The 21,011-nt window shown below is 59.8% G+C and carries 20 protein-coding genes; 10 read left to right on the top strand and 10 right to left on the bottom strand.

Annotated features, from left to right (window positions below):
* Positions 1 to 90: 90 nt before the first annotated feature.
* Positions 91 to 579 carry a GFA family protein gene (locus QMX86_RS11785; RefSeq protein ID WP_282386363.1) on the bottom strand — a complete coding sequence of 163 codons (489 nt, stop codon included), beginning with the start codon at positions 577 to 579 and terminating at the stop codon, positions 91 to 93.
* Between the two features lie 139 nt (positions 580 to 718).
* On the opposite strand from QMX86_RS11785, the gene glsB reads away from it, so the two are divergent.
* Together glsB and QMX86_RS11775 are read left to right on the top strand one after the other, a co-directional pair.
* Positions 719 to 1,627 (top strand): glutaminase B, encoded by a 909-nt coding sequence (gene glsB, locus QMX86_RS11780; RefSeq protein WP_073471184.1) that lies wholly within the window; start codon positions 719 to 721, stop codon positions 1,625 to 1,627.
* A gap of 196 nt (positions 1,628 to 1,823) precedes the next feature.
* Positions 1,824 to 3,326 carry an aldehyde dehydrogenase family protein gene (locus QMX86_RS11775; protein WP_282386361.1) on the top strand — a complete coding sequence of 501 codons (1,503 nt, stop codon included), beginning with the start codon at positions 1,824 to 1,826 and terminating at the stop codon, positions 3,324 to 3,326.
* Between the two features lie 119 nt (positions 3,327 to 3,445).
* Here QMX86_RS11775 and QMX86_RS11770 read toward each other — a convergent pair whose 3' ends face one another.
* Both QMX86_RS11770 and cynS read right to left on the bottom strand, forming a co-directional pair.
* On the bottom strand, positions 3,446 to 4,105 hold the full coding sequence (locus QMX86_RS11770; RefSeq protein ID WP_073471183.1) for a carbonic anhydrase: 660 nt from the start codon (positions 4,103 to 4,105) through the stop codon (positions 3,446 to 3,448).
* 58 nt (positions 4,106 to 4,163) lie between these two features.
* Entirely contained in the window at positions 4,164 to 4,631 is a 468-nt protein-coding gene (gene cynS / locus QMX86_RS11765; RefSeq protein ID WP_041480833.1) for a cyanase, read from the bottom strand.
* A 122-nt stretch (positions 4,632 to 4,753) separates the two neighbouring features.
* Here cynS and cynR point away from each other — a divergent pair, with 122 nt between their 5' ends.
* Complete coding sequence (cynR, locus tag QMX86_RS11760; protein WP_282386358.1) at positions 4,754 to 5,641, top strand: transcriptional regulator CynR; 888 nt, start codon at positions 4,754 to 4,756, stop codon at positions 5,639 to 5,641.
* A gap of 253 nt (positions 5,642 to 5,894) precedes the next feature.
* Here cynR and QMX86_RS11755 read toward each other — a convergent pair whose 3' ends face one another.
* Together QMX86_RS11755 and QMX86_RS11750 are read right to left on the bottom strand one after the other, a co-directional pair.
* Positions 5,895 to 6,224 (bottom strand): hypothetical protein, encoded by a 330-nt coding sequence (locus QMX86_RS11755; RefSeq protein ID WP_041480831.1) that lies wholly within the window; start codon positions 6,222 to 6,224, stop codon positions 5,895 to 5,897.
* 543 nt (positions 6,225 to 6,767) lie between these two features.
* Entirely contained in the window at positions 6,768 to 8,711 is a 1,944-nt protein-coding gene (locus QMX86_RS11750) for a DNA topoisomerase III (protein WP_282386356.1), read from the bottom strand.
* A gap of 192 nt (positions 8,712 to 8,903) precedes the next feature.
* Between QMX86_RS11750 and QMX86_RS11745 the strand changes: the two genes are divergently transcribed.
* On the top strand, positions 8,904 to 9,266 hold the full coding sequence (locus QMX86_RS11745; RefSeq protein ID WP_071172769.1) for a DUF427 domain-containing protein: 363 nt from the start codon (positions 8,904 to 8,906) through the stop codon (positions 9,264 to 9,266).
* A gap of 54 nt (positions 9,267 to 9,320) precedes the next feature.
* Here QMX86_RS11745 and QMX86_RS11740 read toward each other — a convergent pair whose 3' ends face one another.
* Both QMX86_RS11740 and QMX86_RS11735 read right to left on the bottom strand, forming a co-directional pair.
* Complete coding sequence (locus QMX86_RS11740; protein ID WP_024013261.1) at positions 9,321 to 10,943, bottom strand: MFS transporter; 1,623 nt, start codon at positions 10,941 to 10,943, stop codon at positions 9,321 to 9,323.
* 132 nt (positions 10,944 to 11,075) lie between these two features.
* Positions 11,076 to 12,737, bottom strand: coding sequence for a GMC family oxidoreductase N-terminal domain-containing protein (locus tag QMX86_RS11735; protein WP_282386352.1), 1,662 nt, complete (start codon positions 12,735 to 12,737; stop codon positions 11,076 to 11,078).
* 133 nt (positions 12,738 to 12,870) lie between these two features.
* Here QMX86_RS11735 and QMX86_RS11730 point away from each other — a divergent pair, with 133 nt between their 5' ends.
* From QMX86_RS11730 to QMX86_RS11705, 6 genes are all read left to right on the top strand, one after another.
* Positions 12,871 to 13,755, top strand: coding sequence for a LysR family transcriptional regulator (locus tag QMX86_RS11730; RefSeq protein ID WP_016775104.1), 885 nt, complete (start codon positions 12,871 to 12,873; stop codon positions 13,753 to 13,755).
* 196 nt (positions 13,756 to 13,951) lie between these two features.
* Positions 13,952 to 14,299, top strand: a complete 348-nt coding sequence (locus QMX86_RS11725; protein WP_016775103.1) for a metalloregulator ArsR/SmtB family transcription factor — start codon at positions 13,952 to 13,954, stop codon at positions 14,297 to 14,299.
* Between the two features lie 27 nt (positions 14,300 to 14,326).
* Complete coding sequence (locus QMX86_RS11720; RefSeq protein WP_073471176.1) at positions 14,327 to 14,797, top strand: arsenate reductase ArsC; 471 nt, start codon at positions 14,327 to 14,329, stop codon at positions 14,795 to 14,797.
* Positions 14,798 to 14,806: 9 nt separating this feature from the next.
* Positions 14,807 to 15,505, top strand: coding sequence for an arsenical resistance protein ArsH (arsH, locus tag QMX86_RS11715; RefSeq protein WP_073471175.1), 699 nt, complete (start codon positions 14,807 to 14,809; stop codon positions 15,503 to 15,505).
* Positions 15,506 to 15,653: 148 nt separating this feature from the next.
* Positions 15,654 to 17,195, top strand: a complete 1,542-nt coding sequence (locus tag QMX86_RS11710; protein ID WP_282384452.1) for a DUF2235 domain-containing protein — start codon at positions 15,654 to 15,656, stop codon at positions 17,193 to 17,195.
* Positions 17,195 to 17,851 carry a DUF2931 family protein gene (locus tag QMX86_RS11705; RefSeq protein WP_071172764.1) on the top strand — a complete coding sequence of 219 codons (657 nt, stop codon included), beginning with the start codon at positions 17,195 to 17,197 and terminating at the stop codon, positions 17,849 to 17,851. The genes QMX86_RS11710 and QMX86_RS11705 overlap by 1 nt, the downstream gene beginning before the upstream one ends.
* 108 nt (positions 17,852 to 17,959) lie before the next feature.
* Here QMX86_RS11705 and QMX86_RS11700 read toward each other — a convergent pair whose 3' ends face one another.
* From QMX86_RS11700 to QMX86_RS11690, 3 genes are all read right to left on the bottom strand, one after another.
* Entirely contained in the window at positions 17,960 to 19,063 is a 1,104-nt protein-coding gene (locus tag QMX86_RS11700) for a DNA alkylation repair protein (protein ID WP_282384453.1), read from the bottom strand.
* Positions 19,064 to 19,065: 2 nt separating this feature from the next.
* Entirely contained in the window at positions 19,066 to 19,671 is a 606-nt protein-coding gene (locus QMX86_RS11695) for a glutathione S-transferase (RefSeq protein ID WP_073471171.1), read from the bottom strand.
* 61 nt (positions 19,672 to 19,732) lie between these two features.
* A complete protein-coding gene (locus QMX86_RS11690; protein WP_073471170.1) occupies positions 19,733 to 20,641 on the bottom strand; it encodes a MurR/RpiR family transcriptional regulator in 909 nt (302 codons plus the stop codon).
* Positions 20,642 to 21,011: the final 370 nt, after the last annotated feature.

Here is a 21,011-nt window from a genome sequence, read left to right as displayed (position 1 = left end):
CCGGCCCCGGCCCCTTCGCGAGCCGGCTCGCTCCCACAGGGTATCGCAATCCAAATGTGGGAGCGAGCCTGCTCGCGAAGGGCGCGGTGTTCAGCGAGTCACGCCGAGTCGCTCATGCCACTGGGCGATCGATTCTTCGGGATATTCATCGAACTGCTGATCATTCGGCTTCGCCTCGACTTCAACCCAGGGCGCTTTCGAGCCAAGCATCAGGTGCGTGTGTTCCGGCGGCACCGGCAGCGGCGTATCGATCGCCGAGGCGAATGGATGAATCAGCTCTGGCCACTCCGGGCTGAACAGCCACAGGCCGCTGCCGCACAGCGCACAGAAGTGGCGTTCGGCGCTGCTGCGATGGGCGCGTTTATCGCTTTCAGCTTTCATCTTCGCGTGATAGATGCTGATGTTTTTGCGTCCGCGAACCTTGAGAGTGGTCGCGTCGCCGCCAAGGTTGATCGCATAACCGCCACCGCCCTGGGTCTTGCGGCAGATCGAGCAATAGCAGCGTTGATAAGGATAAGGATGGGCGCTGTCGAGGCTGAACGTGACTTCGCCGCAATGGCAGGAGCCTTCGAGGTGCATGGTGCTCTCCTGTGTCTGAATGGTCCGCTTCAGCCTAGAACATTCTGCCTGATGCTTGCCGGTGTGATGCGACCGGCGGGCGCAGCGTCTAGCCCCAGTGTCCCCGCGATCCCATGGGGCGAGACTTTCGGAACCCGGCATGCAAGCGCTGTTGAACGAGATCCTTGACGCCGTCCGGCCCCTGATCGGGCAGGGCAAAGTTGCTGACTATATTCCCGCCCTCGGCACGGTGCCGGCCAACCAGTTGGGCATCGCCGTGTACAGTAACGACGGCGAAATGTATTGCGCCGGCGACGCTGAAACGCCGTTCTCGGTGCAGAGTATTTCCAAGGTATTCAGCCTGGTGCAGGCCATCGATCACTCCGGGGAAGCGATCTGGGAACGGCTTGGCCACGAGCCGTCGGGCCAGCCGTTCAACTCGCTGGTACAACTGGAATTCGAGCGCGGCCGCCCGCGCAATCCGTTCATCAATGCTGGGGCGCTGGTGATCTGCGACATCAACCAGTCGCGATTCGCTGCGCCGACATTGTCGATGCGCGACTTCGTCCGGCGTCTGTCCGGCAATCCGCAAATCATGATCGACGGCAAGGTCGCCGACTCCGAATACCAGCACCGCGCGCGCAATGCGGCGATGGCCTATCTGATGCAGTCGTTCGGCAATTTCCACAACGATGTCGAAGCGGTGCTGCGCAGCTATTTCAGCCACTGCGCACTGCGGATGAATTGCATCGATCTGGCCCGGGCGTTCTGCTTTCTGGCCAATGACGGGTTCTGCAAGCACAGCGGCGAGCAGATCCTGACGCGCCGCCAGACCCAACAGGTCAACTCGATCATGGCCACCAGCGGTCTGTATGACGAGGCGGGCAACTTCGCTTATCGCGTCGGCCTGCCGGGCAAGAGCGGGGTCGGCGGCGGCATCGTTGCGGTGGTGCCGGGGCAGTTCAGCGTGTGCGTGTGGTCGCCGGAGTTGAATACCGCCGGCAACTCGCTGGCGGGGATGGCGGCGCTGGAACTGCTGAGCTCGCGGATTGGCTGGTCGGTGTTCTGACCCACCTGAACACCACATGACCCTGTGGGAGCTGGCTTGCCAGCGATGAGGCCCTGTCAGTCACTATAAATTTGCCTGAACCACCGCTATCGCTGGCAAGCCAGCTCCCACAGGTTTCTTTAGTGTTTGAGGAGGTGTATTTCAGCCAGTAATCCGCTACATTTTCCGGCCGCCCTCTGCATGGTGAATCCGCTTCATGTCTCTTGCGCTCGAACGTCTAGTCGCTGGCACGCCGATCCCTTTCGCTGGTAACCGCGTCACCGTGGTCAGCCCCGAGCTGGCCGCGCGGTTTCAGCCCGGTGACCATTTGCTGGTCGAGCAGGTCAGTGGCGAGTTGTTGCTGATCCCCGTTGCCGATCAACAGGCCGCCTCGGTGGCAATCGAGCGTGCGGCTGCGGCATTCACCGCGTTGTCGGCGGTGTCCGATGAAGCCATCAGCCGGTTCTTCGATCTGTTTGCTCAGCGCCTGGAAAGTCCTGAATGCTGGACGCAGATCGAAGCCGCCAACCGCGCCGACATCGAGCGGGCGAAGGCGCGCGGTCGCTCGACCACACGCTTGCTCGCTGATGAACGCATGCGCCGCGACATGATCGCCGGGCTGCGCGCCTGGCGTGATGCGTCACCGACCCGGGGCAAAGTGATCAGCAGTGTCGAGCACGATGGCTGGAAGGTTGAGCAAGTGGTCTCGCCGCTGGGCATCGTCGCGTTTGTCTTCGAAGGCCGGCCCAACGTATTTGCCGACGCCGCCGGGGTGTTGCGCACCGGTAATACGGCTGTGCTGCGCATCGGCAGCGATGCGTTGGGCACTGCGCAAGCCATCGTCACTCACGCGCTGAATCCAGCACTGGCCGAAGCCGGCTTGCCGGTTGGCGCAGTGTCGTTGGTCGAAAGTGTCAATCATGCTGCCGGTTGGGCGATGTTCGCCGATCGGCGTCTGTCGCTGGCGGTGGCGCGCGGCTCGGGCCGTGCGGTCAGTCAGTTGGGCAGCATTGCTCAGCAGGCCGGCACTGCCGTCAGCCTGCACGGCACCGGCGGCGCGTGGCTGATCGCCGACCGTGACGCCGACGCCACTCGCTTCGCGGCAGTGGTGCGCAACTCGCTGGACCGCAAGGTCTGCAACACCCTGAACGTCTGCCTGATTCAGCGCGAACGCGCCGATGAGCTGGTGCCGCTGTTCCTCGATGCCTTGAAAGACGCCGGTACTGCGCGCGGCCAAGGCTGCAAATTGCACATCGTCGCGGGCAGTGAAAGTTGCCTGCCAAGCGAATGGCAGAACGCAACAGTCGAGGTTTATCGCGCCGAGGGTTACCAGACCGAAGCGCTGGCCGAGTCTTTGCCCGAGTCGGAGCTGGGCCGCGAGTGGGAATGGGAAGAAACCCCGGAAGTCAGCCTGATGATTGTCGATGATCTGGATCAGGCGATTGCGCTGTTCAACCGTTACAGCCCGCAATTCACCGTGTCGTTGATCAGCGAGGCGGCGGCGGTTCAGGAACGTTTCTACAACGCAGTGAATGCGCCGTTCGTAGGCAACGGCATCACCCGATGGGTCGATGGTCAGTACGCGTTGAACAAGCCTGAGCTGGGTCTTTCGAACTGGGAGAGCGGGCGCCTGTTTGCGCGCAGTGCGATTCTTTCCGGGGATGGCGTGTTTACCGTGCGTAGCCGGATGACTCAGGTTGATCTCACGGTGAAACGCTGATCTGTTGATCGTTCCCACGCTCCGCGTGGGAATGCAGCCCGTGACGCTCCGCGTCACTGGACGCAGAGCGTCCCTTGAGGCATTCCCACGCAGAGCGTGGGAACGATCACTGTGGGGAGTCAGGCAGCGTGGCTGGCTTGCGCGCTGATCGCGCAAGTCTCAGGTTGCTCGGCCAGCGGCACAAACGTGCGGCGGTCGGCCGACAGCGCGTCGATCGAACCGGTCTCGATGTCATACACCCAGCCATGCAGATTCAGCCGCCCTTGCTCCTGGGCCAGGCGCACACTCGGGTGGGTCTGAATATTCGCCAGTTGCGCGATCACGTTCTCGCGCACCATCGAACTCAATTTCGCCGCGTCGCTGCCATGCACGCGCGCTTCGTTCATTACCTTCGCCGACTCGGCATGCTGCAGCCAGCCGCTGACGGCGGGCAGGTGATCCATGCATTTGCACTGGGCAATTGCCGTCATTGCGCCGCAATCGGAGTGGCCGCAAATCACGATATCGGTCACCCCCAGTACCGCCACCGCATATTCCACCGTCGCCGAGACCCCGCCCGGATGCGGGCTGTAGGAGGGCACGATATTGCCGGCGTTACGGATCACGAACAGTTCGCCGGGCTCTTGCTGGGTCAGCAGCTCAGGCACCACGCGACTGTCGGAACAGGTGATGAACAGCGTGCCGGGTTGCTGAGTCGTGGCCAGATGTTTGAACAGCTCGCTGCGTTGCGGGAAGGCTTCGTTCTGGAATTTCAGGAAGCCGTCGATCAGGGCTTTCATAGGCGTGTCCTCGTGGCAGAAATGAGATGGCCCGCACGCAGGATGCGGGCCGGGCGCATCAGAACGGGCGCAGCGGCAGGAACTTGCCGTCGAGCGTCACCACGGCGCGGGAGCCGCCTTCCGGGTCTTCGACTTTCTTGATGTCCAGTTTGAAGTTGATCGCACTGATGATGCCGTCACCGAACTGTTCATGAACCAGCGCTTTCAGCGTGGTGCCGTAGATCTGGATCATTTCGTAAAAACGGTAGATGGTCGGATCGGTCGGCACGCCGCTGAGGCTGCCACGCAAAGGAATGATCTGCAGAGCGGCGACGTCATCGGCACTGAGGTCAAGCTTGTCGCCGACCACTTGAGCAGCGTTTTCCGGCAGCGGATGCTGGCCGAGCAGGGCGGCGGTGACGTAGGCCAGGCTGAGGCCGGTGCCGTCGGCCAGATCCTGCCACGACAGATCTTTTTTCGCCTTGGCGTCGAGAACGCGGGTGGTCAGGGCCAGGCTGTTGTCGTTGTAGGCGTGGGACTGTTGCATGGTGTCACTCCTTTCAGGGGTTGGCTTGCTGTGTGTGGAAGCAATGTTGCGCCGGTCGATTCATAGCGTCCAAGACCGATATACAATGCTTCGCATAAGCCCTGCCTATAGATGGTGTCCTCATGCTGTTGCGACATTTGCGTTATTTGCTCGCCGTTGCCGATCACGGTGGCTTCACCCGCGCCGCCGAAGCGCTGCACGTGTCGCAGCCGACCCTGTCGCAACAGATCCGGCAACTGGAAGAGACCCTCGGCGTGAGCCTGTTCGATCGCACCTCACGCACGGTGAAGCCGACGGATGCCGGCGTGGCTTACATCGAGTGCGCGCGGCGCGTGCTGGTGGAGCTGGAGGCCGGGCAGCGCGCCTTGCACGACGTGAAGGACTTGTCCCGCGGCACGCTACGCCTGGCGATGACGCCGACGTTCATGGCGTATCTGGTCGGGCCACTGGTACGCGACTACGGGGCACGGTTTCCCGGGATTCGTCTGGAGATCTTCGAGTTGTCGATGGACGACATCGAGGCAGGGCTGGCGGATGACTCGCTGGATGTCGCGATCGCGTTTACGCCGGTGCGCAATGCCGATATCGAATGCATACCGGCGTTTACCGAGACGCTGGGGATCATGGTCGGGCCTGGGCATCCGCTATATGGCAGCCCTTCGGTGTTGACGCCTGCGGAATTGGCTTCAATGGATTTCGCCTTGCTGGCGCCGGGTTTCATTACGCGGTTATTGGTGGATGAGTATTTTCGTGAGCACGGGATTACGCCGCAGGTGCGGATTGAAGTGAATTCGGTGAGTACGTTGCTGGAAGTGGTGCGGCATGCGCCGCTGGCGACTATGTTGCCCGAGGCGATTGCCAGCGAAGACCGCGCATTGCGCCGCTTGCGGGTCGAAGGCGAGGCGCCGCAGCGGGGAGCGGCGGTGTTGCGGCGCAGGAATAATTATCACAGTGCGGCGGCGTTAGCGTTTGTGGAACTGGTGCTCGGCATGAAAAGCCCCTCACCCTAACCCTCTCCCAGCGGGAGAGGGGACTGACCGAGGTGTTTGGTCAAGTTACTCCGACCTGAACGAGCTTCGTTGACTCATAATCGCCACGGTCATTCAGGTCTACGGTTGAGCTGAGGCAACTCGGTCGGCTCCCTCTCCCTCGGGAGAGGGCTGGGGTGAGGGGCGACGGGGGCACTCACGCCGCAAAACTCAAAAGAACAACAAAGGGCCTGCTCCCAATCGGAAGCAGGCCCTTAGTTAAATAACCTACAACTCAATACAACCGATCAATCACCCGAACTTCATTCTGATTCTGCATCGAATCCCACGCCTGTTTCAGCGTCTGCAGCACACTGCCGATGAAGTCCTTGTCGGCCGCAGCCTTCTTGCCGACATAACCGTGGCCGCGGCGGTACATCTTCAGGCGGGCCAGCAGGTTCTGGTGGTTGCGGTCGAATTCCTCTTCGCCAGCGTGGGGCGACAGGCAGTCGATGTGTACCTGGCCAGACTTGCTGATCCAGAGAATATGGCTGTCGTGGCTGTCTTTCTGCGCCGCGAACATACGCGCCAGTTCTTCGATGGTGGGTTGATTGTTCAGATTCATTGTTATGCCCCTTGACCAGTCTGGTGATCTTTCAAAGTTGATTCGCTAATACAGGTAGCCCATCGGTTAGTTGATCCCTGGCACCGAAACCAGGACGTCAGCGCTCGCCCATATGAAGTACGGGGTCATGCATCTGTTGCATGTAGTCGTGTTGAATAACTGCTACGCAATAGCGTCACAACGAGGAGAAGCAGCGAAAACCGGGAGGCTCCTTGACGACAATCCAGTGTCGGCCACAAGGCGTCTTGAGAATTTTCGCCAGCGCTTCTCGTCCTTGTACTGGACGTTCAGGCCAGGTCAGCTTCTTCAATCTGCCTTGTGGGCAGCGTGTATCCGGAAAAAACAACTCGGCGGTCAGACGAGTTTGCTCAAGCGTGTTACCAGTGCTCCCGATCGGGGAACGTCTTCATCATGCAAAAGCAAAACGATGCCGTCAACGGTTTTGTAGTGATTATTTTCAAGCACTACATATTGTCGGACAAAGCTGTTTTGGAATGAGAAAAGATCCGTTTCAGCAGCGTAGAGAAGGGAACCTCAAGGGATTCAGCGAGTCGCCGGACGCGCCGTGCGTTTGCGCGTACCGGCGGTTTTGCTGGCCGTCGACTTGCGCTTTTTCTTCCACGGCGCTGCGGCTTTGCCGGCAGGCGGCGGGCCGCTGATGGTCAGGCTGAGGGCTGAGCAGCGGCTGACCTGCTTGCTCATCCACGCAGCCTGTTTGGTGACGAATTCTTCCAGACTCATCTCGCCGCTCTGCACCATGTCCAGCGCCTGTTCCCAGATCGCCGTAGTGCCAGGATCGGCGATCGCGCGCGGCACTGCGTCGATCAGGCTGAACGCCGCAGGTGTCGCCGCCAGCGCCTTGCCGTTCTTCACTAGATAACCGCGATCCAGCAGCCCCTGGATGATCGACGCGCGGGTGGCTTCGGTGCCGATGCCGGTGGTGTCTTTGAGTTTCTGTTTGAGCAGCGGATCCTCGACCAGTTTGGCGACGTTCTTCATCGCCTTGATCAGATCGCCTTCGGTGTAGGGTTTTGGCGGTTGCGTCCACAAATCCTTGAGATTCACTTTCGCCACAGCGCATTCGACGCCCTGGCTAAGGGTCGGCAAGGTTTGCGGCGCGGGGGCTTCGCGGCCCTTGGCCGGGGCCAATGCCTCTGGCAGTGCACGCTTCCAGCCCGCTTCGATGATCTGCTTGCCCACCGCGCGCAACGCCTGCCCGTTGCAATCGAAATCGGCCTGGGTGCGATCATATTCGTGATTGGGCAGGAACTGCGCCAGGTAGCGCGCGCGAATCAACGTGTACACCGCGCGATGCTTGCCGGTCAGACGTTCGAGGTTCTTCGCGGCGATGGTGGGGATGATGCCGTGGTGAGCGCTGACCTTGGCGTCATTCCAGGCCCTTGAGCGCCGCTGCGGTTCGAGAAAACCCTGCAACGCTTCAAGGCTCGGATCGGCCTGGCGCAACGCTGTGAGGATCGACGGCGCCTCACCGTGTTGACTCAACGGCAGAAATCCGCAATCACTGCGCGGATAGGTGATGACTTTGTAGGTTTCGTAAAGGGCCTGGGCGATGTCGAGGGTCTCCTGCGCGCCGAGGCCAAGTTTTTTCGAGCAGACTTCCTGCAAGGTGCCGAGATCGAAGGGCAGGGGCGCCACTTCGCGCATGCGCTCGGTTTTCAGCTTGATCACCCGAGCGCTGTCTGCACTGCTGATCGCCGCTGCCGCTTGCTGCGCCAACGCCTGATTCAGGCAGCGATCCTGATCATCACAAACGTCTGATGGTGCGCGCCACTGTGCGGTAAACGTCGTGCCGTCGTGCAGCAAATCCACGTCGATTGCCCAGAACGGTACGGGGACGAAATCGGCGATGCTGCGGTCGCGGTCGACCACCAGTCGCAGGGTGGGCGTCTGCACTCGGCCCACAGGCAGCACGCCCTGATAACCCGACTGCCGGCCCAGTAAGGTGAACAGTCGACTCATGTTCATGCCGATCAGCCAGTCCGCCCGTGAACGGCCCAGCGCCGAGTGATACAGGCTGAATGTTTCGGCTCCCGGTTTCAGCGCGGCCAAAGCCTTGCGAATCGATGCCTCGTCCAGCGCCGACAGCCACAAGCGGCGGATCGGCCCGCGATAGCGGCAGTGCTCGACCAGTTCCCGGGCGATCAACTCGCCCTCACGGTCGGCGTCGGTGGAAATGATCAGTTCGCTGGCCTCGCCAAGCAGACGCTTCACCGCTTTGTACTGGCTGGCGGTGCGCGGCTTGACGGTCATTTTCCATTTGTCTGGAATGATCGGCAGATCGGCCAGCACCCAGCGCTTGTAGCGCGCGTCGTAGGCATCCGGCGGCGCGGTTTCGAGCAAGTGGCCAATGCACCAGGTCACTGTGACGTCCGTCCCCAACCAGCAGCCATCGCCGCGACGCCTGGCGCCGAGCACGGCCGCAATGTCTTTGGCCTGGGAAGGTTTTTCACAGAGGTACAGCCGCATAGCTACCATCGCTGGTTGGTTTGTGGGAGCGCACAGGATGGCTGGAGTCTGCGGCGCGAGCAACTTTTATCTGTATGGATATACAGATAAAACGATTGCCAAAGATTTTCGCCGTTCGGCTGCAATCTCAACCAGACCCGAGCCCATCAGCTATACCTGAACCGGTCTCTTCGCCGTCTTCAGGAGAACCCCATGAAAAGCCCCAGCCCCGTGATCAGCGTTGAACAACTCAGCGGCTGCCTGCTGGTGAAGTTCCACGGCATCCAGGTCGCCGCGTCCTCTCACGCGCTGATCCTCAACGAAGCCAACTATCCGCCGGTGTATTACATCCCGCGCGAAGACATCGACGAAAAATACTTCGCCCGCACCGACCACACCAGCTATTGCCCGTACAAGGGCGACGCCAACTATTTCAGCCTGCAAGTGCCCGGACATGAGGGTGCCAACGCGGTGTGGACGTACGAAAACCCGAAGGTCTCCGTCGCACCGATCCGCGACTACGTGGCGTTTTATCCGGACCAGGTGAAATTCGAAGTGATCAAACCGGACGTCTGAAGCAAAAAAATGGCGAGAGAATCGCTTCCCTCGCCATTGCTGTCAGCGGTTTTTTCAGTTTTTATCGAGATCGATATTCTTCGTCTCACGCAGACAGATCATCCCCACCACCAGGCTCACCCCGGTGATCAGCACCGGATACCACAGCCCGTAGAAAATATCCCCGGTGTACACCACCAGCGCAAACGACACGGTGGGCAGGAATCCGCCGAACCAGCCGTTGCCGATGTGATAGGGCAGCGACATCGAGGTGTAGCGAATGCGCGTCGGGAACAGTTCGACCATCAACGCGGCCAGCGGGCCGTAGCACATGGCCGAGATGATGATCAGGGCGACGATCAGGGCGACGATCATCGGTTTGTTGATCTGCTGCATATCGGCTTGTTGCGGGTAGCCGGCGAGGGTGATCGCGCCGCGCAGTGCCGCCTCATCGAAACCATCCAGCTTCACGTCGCCGACACTCACTTGCACGGCGCTGCCCGCAGGCGCAGCAACGCTGGAGTAGGGCAGGCCTTGTTTGACCAGGAAGGTTTTGACCTTGTCGCACGGACTATCGAATTTGGCCTTGCCCACCGGATCGAACTGGAAGGTGCAAGTGGCGGGGTCGGCGAGGACAGTGATCGGCGCCTGACGGCTGGCCTGATCGATTGCCGGGTTGGCGTAATGGGCCAGGGATTTGAAGATCGGGAAGTACAGCGCGGTCGCCAGCAGCAGGCCGAGCATCAGCACCGGTTTACGCCCGACCTTGTCCGACAGCCAGCCGAAAAAGATGAAGAACGGCGCGCCGATCACCACGCTGATGATCAGCAGACTGTTGGCCACCGCCGGGTCCATTTTCAGGAACTGGGTGAGGAAGAACAGCACATAGAACTGCGCAGCGTAGAAGGTCACCGCTTGCCCGGCGTTGATGCTGAACAGCGCGATCAGCACGACTTTGAGGTTTTCCCATTTGCCGAAGGATTCGCGGATCGGTGCCTTCGAGGTTTTGCCTTCTTCCTTCATTTTCAGGTAGGCCGGCGACTCGTGCAGGCTCAGGCGAATCCAGGTTGAGATGCCCAGCAGGACGATCGACAGCAGGAACGGAATGCGCCAGCCCCAGACTTCAAACTGGTCGCCGGTGAAGTAGCGGCAACCGAGCACTACCAGCAGCGAGAGCAGCAAGCCGAGGGTCGCGGTGGATTGAATCCAACTGGTGTGGAAGCCGCGTTTGCCGATGGGCGCGTGCTCGGCCACGTAGGTCGCCGCACCACCGTATTCGCCACCGAGCGCCAGGCCCTGAAGCATGCGCAGCACCACCAGAATGATCGGCGCGGCGATGCCGATGCTGGCGTAGGTCGGCAGCAGGCCGACGCAGAACGTCGCCACGCCCATCAGAATGATCGTCGCCAGAAAGGTGTATTTGCGTCCGATCATGTCACCCAGACGGCCGAATACCAGCGCACCGAACGGCCGAACGATGAAGCCGGCGGCGAACGCCATGAGCGCAAAGATGAATGCCGTGGTGTCGTTGACCCCGGCGAAGAACTGCTTGCTGATCACCGCCGCGAGGGCGCCGTAGAGGAAGAAGTCATACCACTCGAACACCGTCCCGAGTGATGAAGCGAAGATGACTTTCTGCGTGGCGTTGCTGGTCTCGGCGCTGCCCGCAGCGTCCAGCGGCTGAACGTGTTCTGACATATCGGTATCCCTCACAGTGATTGTTTTTGTTGTTCCACTGGTGTTGCGTGTCCGGTAATGCGCGATGCCTGAGTCTGGTGATGATTGCTGTGGGAGCGCGCCTGCTCGCGAAAGCTTTTTGCCAGTCAACTCCTAGGCTGAGTGAGCTACCGCATTCGCGAGCAGGCTCGCTCCCACAGGGGAGATATCTGCAGATCTGGACAAAATCAGTTGTGCCGCCTTCTCGGCAATCATCAGCGTAGGCGAACAGGTATTGCCCGAGGTAATTCTTGGCATGATCGACGCATCGGCAACGCGCAGACCCGGCACGCCATGCACGCGCAATTGCGCATCGACCACTGCGTCACCGTCGTTGCCCATGCGGCAGGTGCCGACCGGATGGAAAATCGTCGTGCCGATTTTCGCCGCCGCTTCATGCAATTGTTCTTCGCTTTGCAAGCTGTCGCCGGGCAGGTATTCCACCGGTTTGAACGCTTGCAGGGCAGGGGCGCTGACGATGCGCCGGGTCAGGCGAATTGCATCGGCGGCGACGCGCAGATCCTCTGGATGGCTGAGGTAATTGGGCTGGATCAGCGGCGCCGCTTGCGGATCGGCGGAGCGAATATCGATGCGCCCACGGCTCTGCGGGCGCAGGTCGCACACCGAGGCCGTGAACGCCGGGAAGCTGTGCAACGGCTCGCCAAAGCGCTCCAGCGACAGCGGTTGCACGTGATATTGCAGGTTCGCCGAGGTTTGCTCAGGGCCGGAGCGGGCGAATGCACCCAACTGACTCGGCGCCATCGACAGCGGCCCGCTGCGGTCGTACAGATAACGCAGGCCCATGCCCATCTTGCCCCACACGCTGCCGGCGATCTGGTTCAGGGTGCGGGCGTTTTCCAGCTTGTAGATCAGGCGCAGTTGCAGGTGATCTTGCAGGTTGCCGCCGACGCCCGGCAGCTCATGAATCACGCCGATGCCTAAGCGTTCGAGCAGCGGCCGCGGACCGATCCCGGAGCGCTGCAGAATGCTCGGCGAGCCGACCGAGCCGGCGCACAAGACAACCTCCTTGCGCGCCTTGAACTGTCTGGTCTGGCCTTCATGCTGCGCGCTGACTTTCGCCGCGCGGCCGTCCTCCAGCAACACACGATCAACCTCGACGCCGGTCAGCACGGTCAGGTTCGCCCGGCTGCGCAGCGGTTTCAAAAAGGCCTTGGCCGCGTTCCAGCGCACCCCGGCTTTCTGGTTGACCTGAAAGTAGCCGCAGCCCTCGTTGTCGCCCTGGTTGAAGTCATTGATGCTGGCGATGCCGCTTTGCTCGGCAGCGCTGCGAAAGGCATCCAGAATCGGCCACGACAGGCGCTGCTGCTCGACCCGCCATTCACCCTGATCGCCATGAAATTCAGCGCCGCCGGCAAAGTGGTTTTCGCTCTGTTTGAACAGCGGCAGCACGTCTTTCCAGGCCCAGCCCGGATTGCCCGCTGCCGCCCAGCCGTCATAGTCGCCGGCCTGGCCGCGCATGTAGATCATGCCGTTGATCGACGAACAGCCGCCCAGCACCTTGCCGCGCGGATAACTCAGCGCGCGGCCATTGAGGCCGGGTTGTTGTTCGGTTTTGAAGCACCAATCAGTGCGCGGGTTACCGATGCAGAACAGGTAACCCACAGGAATATGAATCCAGGCGTAGTTGTCGCGTCCGCCGGCTTCGAGCAGCAACACCCGCTGCTGGGGATCCGCTGAGAGCCGGTTGGCCAGCAAGCAACCGGCGGGGCCGGCGCCGACCACGATGTAGTCGAATTCATCCAGGGACGTCTGCATGCCCTGACCTCGCTTTTTGTTCTTATTGTCGGACACTCTAGTTGTTAGCTTTCGTTAAAAGAATGTTAGTTTTTGCGCAGCCGCTGTGCGTTTTCAAACAGCGTACAACGACGATAGCCGACAAGGACCCGCCATGTTCGACTGGAACGACCTGCGCTTTTTTCTCGAGCTGCAACGCAGCGGCCGCCTGCTCACCGCCGCGCGCCGGCTCAACACCACCCATGCGACAGTGGCGCGGCATATTGAATCGATCGAGAAAAGCCTCGGCACGGCGCTGTTCGTCCAGCACGCCCAAGGCTATGAAATGACCCCGGCGGGAGAGGCCTTGCTCAAGCACGCCGAAGCGATGGAAAACGTCGCGCTGCTGGCGCAGGAAGAAATCACCCAGTCCACCGCGCCGCTGGGCAAGATCCGTGTCGGCGTCACCGAAGGCCTTGGCATCAAGTTTCTCGCCAGTCGCATGATTGGCTTGTTCGAGCGTTATCCGGGGCTGGAAGTGGAACTGGTCGCCGTGCCGCGCTTCGTCAGCATCCTCAACCGCGAAGCGGAAATCAGCATCCACCTCGAACGGCCATCCGCCGACATGCTGGTCACGCGCAAGCTCACTGACTATCGACTCGCGCTGTACGCCAGCCAAACCTACCTCGACAACGCACCGCCACTGCACAGCCGCGAAGACCTGGGCCGACATGCGTGGATCGGTTACGTTGACGACCTGCTGTTCAGTCAGGAACTGATGTTCCTCAACAGCTTCTGCCGCAGCCCGCGCGTGGTGTTTCACAGCACCAGCGTCATCGCCCAACAGGAAGCGGCGCGCTCGGGGTTGGGCATCGCCGTGCTGCCGTGTTACATGGCCGCGTCCGACCCGGATCTGGTGGCGCTGTTGCCGGATGAAAGCATCGAGCGCAGCTACTGGATCAGCACCCGCCGGGAGCTGCACAAATCCGTGCGGTTGCGGGTGGTCTGGGATTATGTGGTGGGATTGTGTGAGGCCGAGCAGGGCCTATTGCGCGGTTAACCAGATGCATCCCGTCTCCCTGTGGGAGCGAGCCTGCTCGCGAAGGCAGTCTTTCAGCAACATCGATGCTGACTGACACACCGCTTTCGCGAGCAGGCTCGCTCCCACACGTTTATTCACCGTGGCTGCTTTCACGGGTTGATAAATATATGGATATCCGTATATTCGATTTCCCGCATATGGCGAGCCGATCACCATGATCACCCCCACCGAAGTCTTCAAAAGCCTCGCCGACGAAACCCGCGTCCGCGCCATCCTGCTCATCGCCGAGCAAGGTGAACTCTGCGTTTGCGAGTTGATGTGTGCGCTCGACGACAGCCAGCCGAAAATCAGCCGTCATCTCGCGCAACTGCGCAGTAATGGTTTGCTGCTCGACCGCCGTCAGGGCCAGTGGGTGTATTACCGCCTCAATCCGGAACTGCCGGCATGGATTGGCGAAATCCTTCAGCTGACATCCAAGGCCAATGCCGATTGGCTCAAGGACAACGCCGCGCGCCTGCAAAACATGGATGGCCGTCCCGTGCGCGAACGCGCCTGCTGCTGAATCTTCCACTATCTACGGAGCGCATCAATGCGAGTCCTGTTCATGTGCACGGCCAATAGCTGCCGCAGCATTCTTTCCGAAGCCATGTTCAATCACCTGGCTCCCGCTGGTTTCCAAGCGGTGAGTGCCGGCAGTTTTCCCAAAGGCCAGGTCCTGCCGCGCAGCCTGTCGACGTTGCAAAAGCACGGCATCGCCATCGACGGGTTGCACAGCAAAGGCAACGATGCCTTCGCAAACAACCCGCCGGATATCGTCATCACTGTCTGCGACAAAGCCGCCGGCGAAACCTGTCCGGTGTATTTCGGTCCGGCGCTGAAAACGCATTGGGGACTGGAAGATCCGTCCGAAGTGCAGGGCGACGAAGCGGCAATCGACGCGGCATTCCAAGCCACTCTGATGCGCATCGGTGAACGCTGCCAGGCCTTCCTCGATCTGCCGTTTCACTCGCTCAGTCGCGAGCAACTGAAAGCCGAACTCGACCGCATCGGCACGCTGTAAGGAGGCTTCATGTCAGACCATCTGCCCAACCTCGACACAAGTCTGATCGACGCTGTTAAGCCATCGAATGTCGGCGAACACAAACCGCGCATCCTTCTTCTCTACGGCTCGACCCGCGAGCGCTCGTTCAGCCGCTTGCTGGTCGAGGAGGCCGCGCGCCTGCTCGAACACTTTGGCGCCGAAACGCGGATCTTCAACCCATCCGGTTTGCCATTGCCCGACGACGTCCCGGTCGACCATCCCAAGGTGCAGGAATTGCGCGATCTGGTGTTGTGGTCGGAAGGCCAGGTCTGGTGCTCGCCGGAACGCCACGGCGCGATGTCCGCCGTGTTCAAAGCGCAGATCGACTGGATCCCGCTGGAACTCGGCGCTGTGCGCCCGACCCAAGGCAAAACCCTGGCGGTGATGCAAGTCTGCGGCGGCTCGCAGTCGTTCAACGTGGTCAACCAACTACGCGTCCTCGGCCGCTGGATGCGCATGTTCACCATCCCCAACCAATCCTCGGTGCCGAAGGCCTATATGGAGTTCGACGAGGCCGGGCGGATGAAACCTTCGCCGTTCTACGACCGTGTGGTGGATGTGATGGAAGAACTGGTCAAGTTCACCGTGCTGCTGCGTGGGCAGCAGGCGCACCTGGTGGACCGCTATTCCGAGCGCAAGGAAAGTGCTGAACAGTTGATGGCGCGGGTGAATCAGCGGTCGATTTGACCCGTCATCCCCAGCCAGGCTCATTCCTTTTTGGGAGTGAGCCTGCTCGCACTGACGCTCCATGGCTGGCACACCGCCACGGCTTGCACCGCTCCCTCCCGGCTGTCACCCTTCTGGCCGTTCTTCAAGGATCAGAAGGAATCAAGGATTGAGTGGCTACGTTCCAAACCCGCCGAAAAACTATCGCTACGAAGAAGCCAAACCCGTTGACATACACGCCCAGCATTGGGCGGAGTATGAGAAGCATGGGAAACAGCCCGCGCGCGAGCCTGAGAAAATCGGGATTGCGTTGAGGATCGGGGTGTTCTTTGATGGCACGGGCAACAATGCGAATAACTCTGCTGCGGGGTTGTTGTGTGGCGCTCAGCATCCGATTGCGCCTGAGGATATCGATGCCATTTGCAAGCCCTATATGCGCAATCCAGATAGTAGCTATGCCAATGAAACAACCAACGTTTACAAACTGAGCGAACTGTACTTCGCACCTCAGAAAGCCGAAGGAGACGGCTCGCACAAGCGGGCGTTTCGCAGGGTGTACATAGAGGGGATTGGCACTCAATCGGGAGAAGAGGACAGTACATTCGGAGCGGGCACGGGCCGCGGAGACACGGGTATAGCGGGTCGTGTCCAACAATCATTTAGCGAGATCAAATCGCGTATTGAAGATGTAATTAACGAAAATCCAAACAGTGAAATTACCTCGCTGACTTTCGATACGTTCGGATTTAGTCGCGGCGCAGCTGCCGCGAGGCATTTTGCCAATGCAGTAGTCCGCGGAAAACAAGGGCCACTCGGAGATGTATTGCGCAACAATGCGAGCGACTTTAGTCGCACCTTCATCGATCAGTACCAAGGCAGCATCAACATGGGATTCATCGGGCTGTTCGACACTGTGCCGTCGGTTGCTGGCTGGTCGAATTTTGGCAACGTTAAAAGTCCTGTGGCCACGGGTATCAAGCTCTACCTCGACCGGCGGTTTTTTACTGACGTCGTTCAGCTGTCGGCGCGGGACGAATATCGCGCTAATTTTGCATTGAGTCGCGTTAAAGCCGACCACTTGGAAGTCATTCTTCCAGGGGTGCATTCCGACATCGGCGGCGGTTACCGCGATGACATTGAAGAGTGTGTACTCGTCAGTCCAATGCAAACGCTTGAGGTCTCGAAGTTTACCGATGTATCTACTACGTCGATCTACCGCGATGCCATGGTTATTAAAAATGAGTGGATCTCAAGGGGGTGGCCCGAAGATCTGCTGGAAATTGTTACGCCGGATGCGCTTCTCCTGCCCGTGGATCAACAGGACCGGCTCAGTCCCCGTAGAAAGCGCGTTTATGCAGCTCTGCAACTCAGACGTCCCGTAAGCGGGTTGTTGTCGAGGGTATATCTTCGGGTGATGCATAGCTTGGCAAAAGAGAAGGGGGTTCGCTTCGATGATATTCCAGCCACGGCTGCTTTGGCGGTCCCGTCAGAGCTTCAGGCGTTGTGCGACCGATTTGTCGCAGGTGACTACACCACAACTCAGCAAGAGGAGAACCTGCTGAGGTTGAAATACATTCATATGTCCGCAAATTGGAATCACCCTCTTGGAAGAAGAGACGGCAGCGGAGTCCGCGCCGTCTATATCAATGCGCCCACCGCAGACGCGATTCGCGTGCAGCATCCTCACGTACCTGACTGGACTCTTTGGTAATGAAATTATTTGTCGCCCTGCTACTTGGCGTATGCATAACGGGTTGCCAGTCTTCTGATCTGCTCTCAGCCAAGAGCGATCCAAAGTCGAAATGGTGGGAGCTGGCTTTCACTGAGCCCGATTACATGAAGGTATGGGTGGAGGACAGTTCGGTGCAGGACATAACCGGCAGAGTTTTCTTTAGAACCGGTGGAGGGACTGCTGCGGGCGGAGAGCCTGAAGACGGTACTGACTCTGCTCGCGGCTGGACAGGGGTGGGGGGCAGCGGTAAAAGAGTGGTGGGGGCCGATCTACCCATTCGTATCTATGTTCGCTGGCAATCAATCGTTGAACAGAAAACGTGGCAAGCGTGGGTGGATATTCCAGAGAATGCCAGACAGATAATGGTGACTTCTACCAGTCAACGGTGCCCCGAGAGACCTGACAGGACAGCACGCTTCATGGCCTCTGTTTACTTGGGACTTGCTCCGGGCGGTGTTGTTCAGGTGTGGGTAAGAGACTCATGTCATCGACCGATAAAGGTTGCTCGAGCGCAAGGCGAGATTGAGCCGCTAGGGCCGGAGCTTGGGAAAAACGGTGGTCGCTACGCCTATCCCGTCAGCGAAAAGTCCAAGCGCTATATCGAGAAATTCGGCATTCCATACGGAAGTTGGTAAGCGCTGAAGCCGTTAGTCGTCCACTGTGCCGCCGCGCTCAATATCGATGCACGGCTGCCAGTGCACTGATCCGCTACCGGCTGTTTTGGTGAATAAACAAATCACGCCTCAAATCAAAACCTCAAACGCCGCACTCCCCAACACCTCCCCATTAACCATCACCTGCACCCCATGTCGCCCGGCAAACTGCTTGCGCGTCGTAAAATCCTTGATGACTTGATTCCGTCGCACTACCTCAGTCCCGAAACCCGCTAATGCCAGAGTCTTCAACTTGAAAACCTTCCTCGAAACCCCGCCATTTGCCTTCACATACTCAATCGCATAATCAATCACCAGCCTTTGCTCGTGCGCCACCATGGACTTCACCGTAAACGACAAAGTAATCGCTTCCCCCAACCTCACCACCGCCGGCTCGACCTGCACATCCAACAACTCAACCTCAGCCTTCGCCCCTGCGCCAATCACCGTCAGCGCGCGCACGTCGCCCTGTTTGATCAAACTGCGCAGCGCATGCTTGGCAATCCAGGCCGTATGCTTGTTGTCCAGCGACCAACCTTCAATCGTGTCCAGCACCCACTCCGGATGCACCTTCGTCACGTCATTCAAATGATTCGCCACCGACTTGCGCACGTACAAGCTCTCGTCCGCCTTCAACCGATCCAGTATCCCGGCGGCCAGCAGCGGATCCGCCTGCACCGCTTCCAGGCGAAACGACCATGGCAGGCGAGGGCGGCTGCCTTCGCTGGCTAGGCGTCGAACGTGGTGGTTTTCGTCTCGGGTCCAGTCGTGCATTCGTTCCAGCGAGCGCTCGAGGTCGCTGCGCAGAAAGTAGCGGATGGCGAATTCGGAGGAGCCGAAGGTGGTGAAGTATTTCAGCGCGTCCATTGAGGTGTCGAACGCGTGGGCGCCGTAGCTCGCGACGTAGTGTGGGAGGCACATGCTGACGAATCCGCTGTTCAGCCGTGGCGCGAGTTCGAAAAGCACTTCGAGGGAATCTTGGTAATCCAGCGGCAACACGGCATGCAGGCTTTCGCTGACACGCGCCATGCGTTGCATTACTGACAGTTCAGCGAGTCCGTCCTGGGCGTGTTTGAGAAACGTCTTGGACTTGAACGCCGGGTACACCGCGCTCATTTCGTCAGCGATGTGCTGCAAGCGCTCGGCGTTGAAGATTTCCTTTAGCGCCGGGGCGGCGGTGTCGGTGGAGCTCATGATCAGTTCATCGGTGTGCTGATGAACGCATCGGTGCCTTCTGCGTAGGCGGTGTACTCGGCGATACGCGCAAAGCGTGCTGCGTCGATCTGATCGGGTACGACGAGTTCGGTGAAGCTCCAGGCAACCGCCAGGCTGATGCCGGTCTGGGCGAGGGAGCCGTCGACAGGCAAGTCACTGTGTTCAAGTTCTTTTTCCAGCGCGGTAAATGCGGCGGCGAGCTGGCCTTCGACGCGTTCGACCCACGGCTGATATTGAATGTCGGCCGGGCGCAGGTTGCGTTCGTAGTAGAGCTGCACGGCTTTTTCGCAGGCGGCGAGGCTGAGCCCGATCAGGCGCAGGGCCTGGGCACGTTGTTTGAGATCGCTTGGCAGCAGGCTTTTGCCGGAGCTGGCTTCGAGGTAATCGAGGATGAGGGTCGAGTCCATCAGGACCACGCCGTCGTCGAGGATCAGCGTGGGCGCTTTGACCACCGGGTTGATCTGCTGGAATCGTTCGAAGTGGCGGAACACCGAGACCGACTCGTGTTCGAGGTCGATCCCCAGGCATTTGGCGGAGATTGCTACGCGGCGCACGTAAGGGGAGTCGAGCATGCCGATCAGTTTCATGACGCGTTCCTTCAAGTCGAACCGGTGGGAACGCATAACCTAGCCGAGCAAGAGGCAATTGTCAGTCGTCGAATCCAGCCTGCTCGTGAATTTCATCGACGTTCAAGCCCAGCCGATACGCCACTGCCACAAACAGCGCCTGGCACAAACACAGCGTTGCACTGAGCGAACGAAAGGCCAGCGCACTGCCTTCATTGACCAGCAACACGCTATTGGCAAGTTTCGCCAGTGGCGAAAGAGGGCTGTCGGTGATGATCAGGGCATTGGCGTCTTGCTGCTGTGCGAACCGCAGGCAGTGTTGGGTTTCCTTGGCGTAGGGTACAAAACTGATGGCGATCACCAGGTCGTTGGCGCGCACGCTGCGCATTTGCTCGCGATAGCTGCCGCCGACGCCGGAAACCAGATGAATGCGTTTCTGCGTATGTTGCAAGTTGTAAACCAGATAATCGGCGGCGGCGAACGAACGGCGGACCCCGACAACATAAATGTCGTCGGCATTGACGATGAGATCGACGGCTGTATCGAACGCCACCTCGTCCAGTTCGCGGCCCAAGCGTTCGATGCCCGAGAGCGTTGCGTCGATGCACTCGCGGGCCAGGTCGCCGCTGTTGGCGGTCTGCGAGTTGTTGGCGATCAGGCTACGGATGCGTTGCTGATAGTTTTGCGCTGGTGTGGTTTTGTGCGTCCAGGCCTGGCGGAACAGCGCCTGCATCTCGCTGAAGCCGCTGAACCCGAAACGTTGCGAGAACCGCACAATGGCTGACGGATGCACTTCGCACTCGCGGGCGATGTCGCTGATGCGGTCGACCATGATTCGCTCGCTCTGCTGGCTGATGTAGCTGGCCACGCGTTTGAGCTGGCGCGGCAGGGCGTCATACTCTTCGCTGATCATTTGCAGCAGGCGCTCGGCGTTGACCGGCGGGCTGGCGAAGGAAATTTCGTCTGTGGCCGGCAGAGCGGGGCGGGGCATGGGCAGCATCCTTCAGGCGAGTTGAGCACGCGGTGGGCCTGATAATAGAAGGGCTGCGTATGCTCTGCCGGGCTGAAACGATGCACCTTGCGAGAATAATCCCGGCTGTCGCTGGCGGGATGGTTAGCCGTTTGTCTTCTATATACAGCCGCTGGACTGAATTTCTTGCTATAAACGCACTCCGATGGCCGTGTGAAGCCTGTGTCAGAGCAGTTTCCAGGTCCTGTCGGACAAATTCCCTGTATTTACAGTTGCTGAGGTCTTGATCGGGCCTTAGACTGCCGCCCCTCGTAAATTGAGTGCCGGGTGGCGTTTGCAATAAAACGATGCCTTTTCGACGGCCGACACGGTTCGCCGAAACGCTCCCTTA

Source organism: Pseudomonas sp. PS01270, from assembly GCF_029959775.1.
Taxonomy (GTDB): Bacteria; Pseudomonadota; Gammaproteobacteria; order Pseudomonadales; family Pseudomonadaceae; genus Aquipseudomonas; species Aquipseudomonas atacamensis.
The sequence above is the reverse complement of the archived record's forward strand: the minus strand, read 5'-3'. Positions and strand labels throughout refer to the sequence as shown.

Bases quoted from the DNA above. Each gene is read 5' to 3' on its own strand.
- QMX86_RS11785 (WP_282386363.1), bottom strand. From the start codon at position 579: ATGCACCTCGAAGGCTCCTGCCATTGCGGCGAAGTCACGTTCAGCCTC.
- glsB (WP_073471184.1), top strand. From the start codon at position 719: ATGCAAGCGCTGTTGAACGAGATCCTTGACGCCGTCCGGCCCCTGATC.
- QMX86_RS11775 (WP_282386361.1), top strand. From the start codon at position 1,824: ATGTCTCTTGCGCTCGAACGTCTAGTCGCTGGCACGCCGATCCCTTTC.
- QMX86_RS11770 (WP_073471183.1), bottom strand. From the start codon at position 4,105: ATGAAAGCCCTGATCGACGGCTTCCTGAAATTCCAGAACGAAGCCTTC.
- cynS (WP_041480833.1), bottom strand. From the start codon at position 4,631: ATGCAACAGTCCCACGCCTACAACGACAACAGCCTGGCCCTGACCACC.
- cynR (WP_282386358.1), top strand. From the start codon at position 4,754: ATGCTGTTGCGACATTTGCGTTATTTGCTCGCCGTTGCCGATCACGGT.
- QMX86_RS11755 (WP_041480831.1), bottom strand. From the start codon at position 6,224: ATGAATCTGAACAATCAACCCACCATCGAAGAACTGGCGCGTATGTTC.
- QMX86_RS11750 (WP_282386356.1), bottom strand. From the start codon at position 8,711: ATGCGGCTGTACCTCTGTGAAAAACCTTCCCAGGCCAAAGACATTGCG.
- QMX86_RS11745 (WP_071172769.1), top strand. From the start codon at position 8,904: ATGAAAAGCCCCAGCCCCGTGATCAGCGTTGAACAACTCAGCGGCTGC.
- QMX86_RS11740 (WP_024013261.1), bottom strand. From the start codon at position 10,943: ATGTCAGAACACGTTCAGCCGCTGGACGCTGCGGGCAGCGCCGAGACC.
- QMX86_RS11735 (WP_282386352.1), bottom strand. From the start codon at position 12,737: ATGCAGACGTCCCTGGATGAATTCGACTACATCGTGGTCGGCGCCGGC.
- QMX86_RS11730 (WP_016775104.1), top strand. From the start codon at position 12,871: ATGTTCGACTGGAACGACCTGCGCTTTTTTCTCGAGCTGCAACGCAGC.
- QMX86_RS11725 (WP_016775103.1), top strand. From the start codon at position 13,952: ATGATCACCCCCACCGAAGTCTTCAAAAGCCTCGCCGACGAAACCCGC.
- QMX86_RS11720 (WP_073471176.1), top strand. From the start codon at position 14,327: ATGCGAGTCCTGTTCATGTGCACGGCCAATAGCTGCCGCAGCATTCTT.
- arsH (WP_073471175.1), top strand. From the start codon at position 14,807: ATGTCAGACCATCTGCCCAACCTCGACACAAGTCTGATCGACGCTGTT.
- QMX86_RS11705 (WP_071172764.1), top strand. From the start codon at position 17,195: ATGAAATTATTTGTCGCCCTGCTACTTGGCGTATGCATAACGGGTTGC.
- QMX86_RS11700 (WP_282384453.1), bottom strand. From the start codon at position 19,063: ATGAGCTCCACCGACACCGCCGCCCCGGCGCTAAAGGAAATCTTCAAC.
- QMX86_RS11695 (WP_073471171.1), bottom strand. From the start codon at position 19,671: ATGAAACTGATCGGCATGCTCGACTCCCCTTACGTGCGCCGCGTAGCA.
- QMX86_RS11690 (WP_073471170.1), bottom strand. From the start codon at position 20,641: ATGCCCCGCCCCGCTCTGCCGGCCACAGACGAAATTTCCTTCGCCAGC.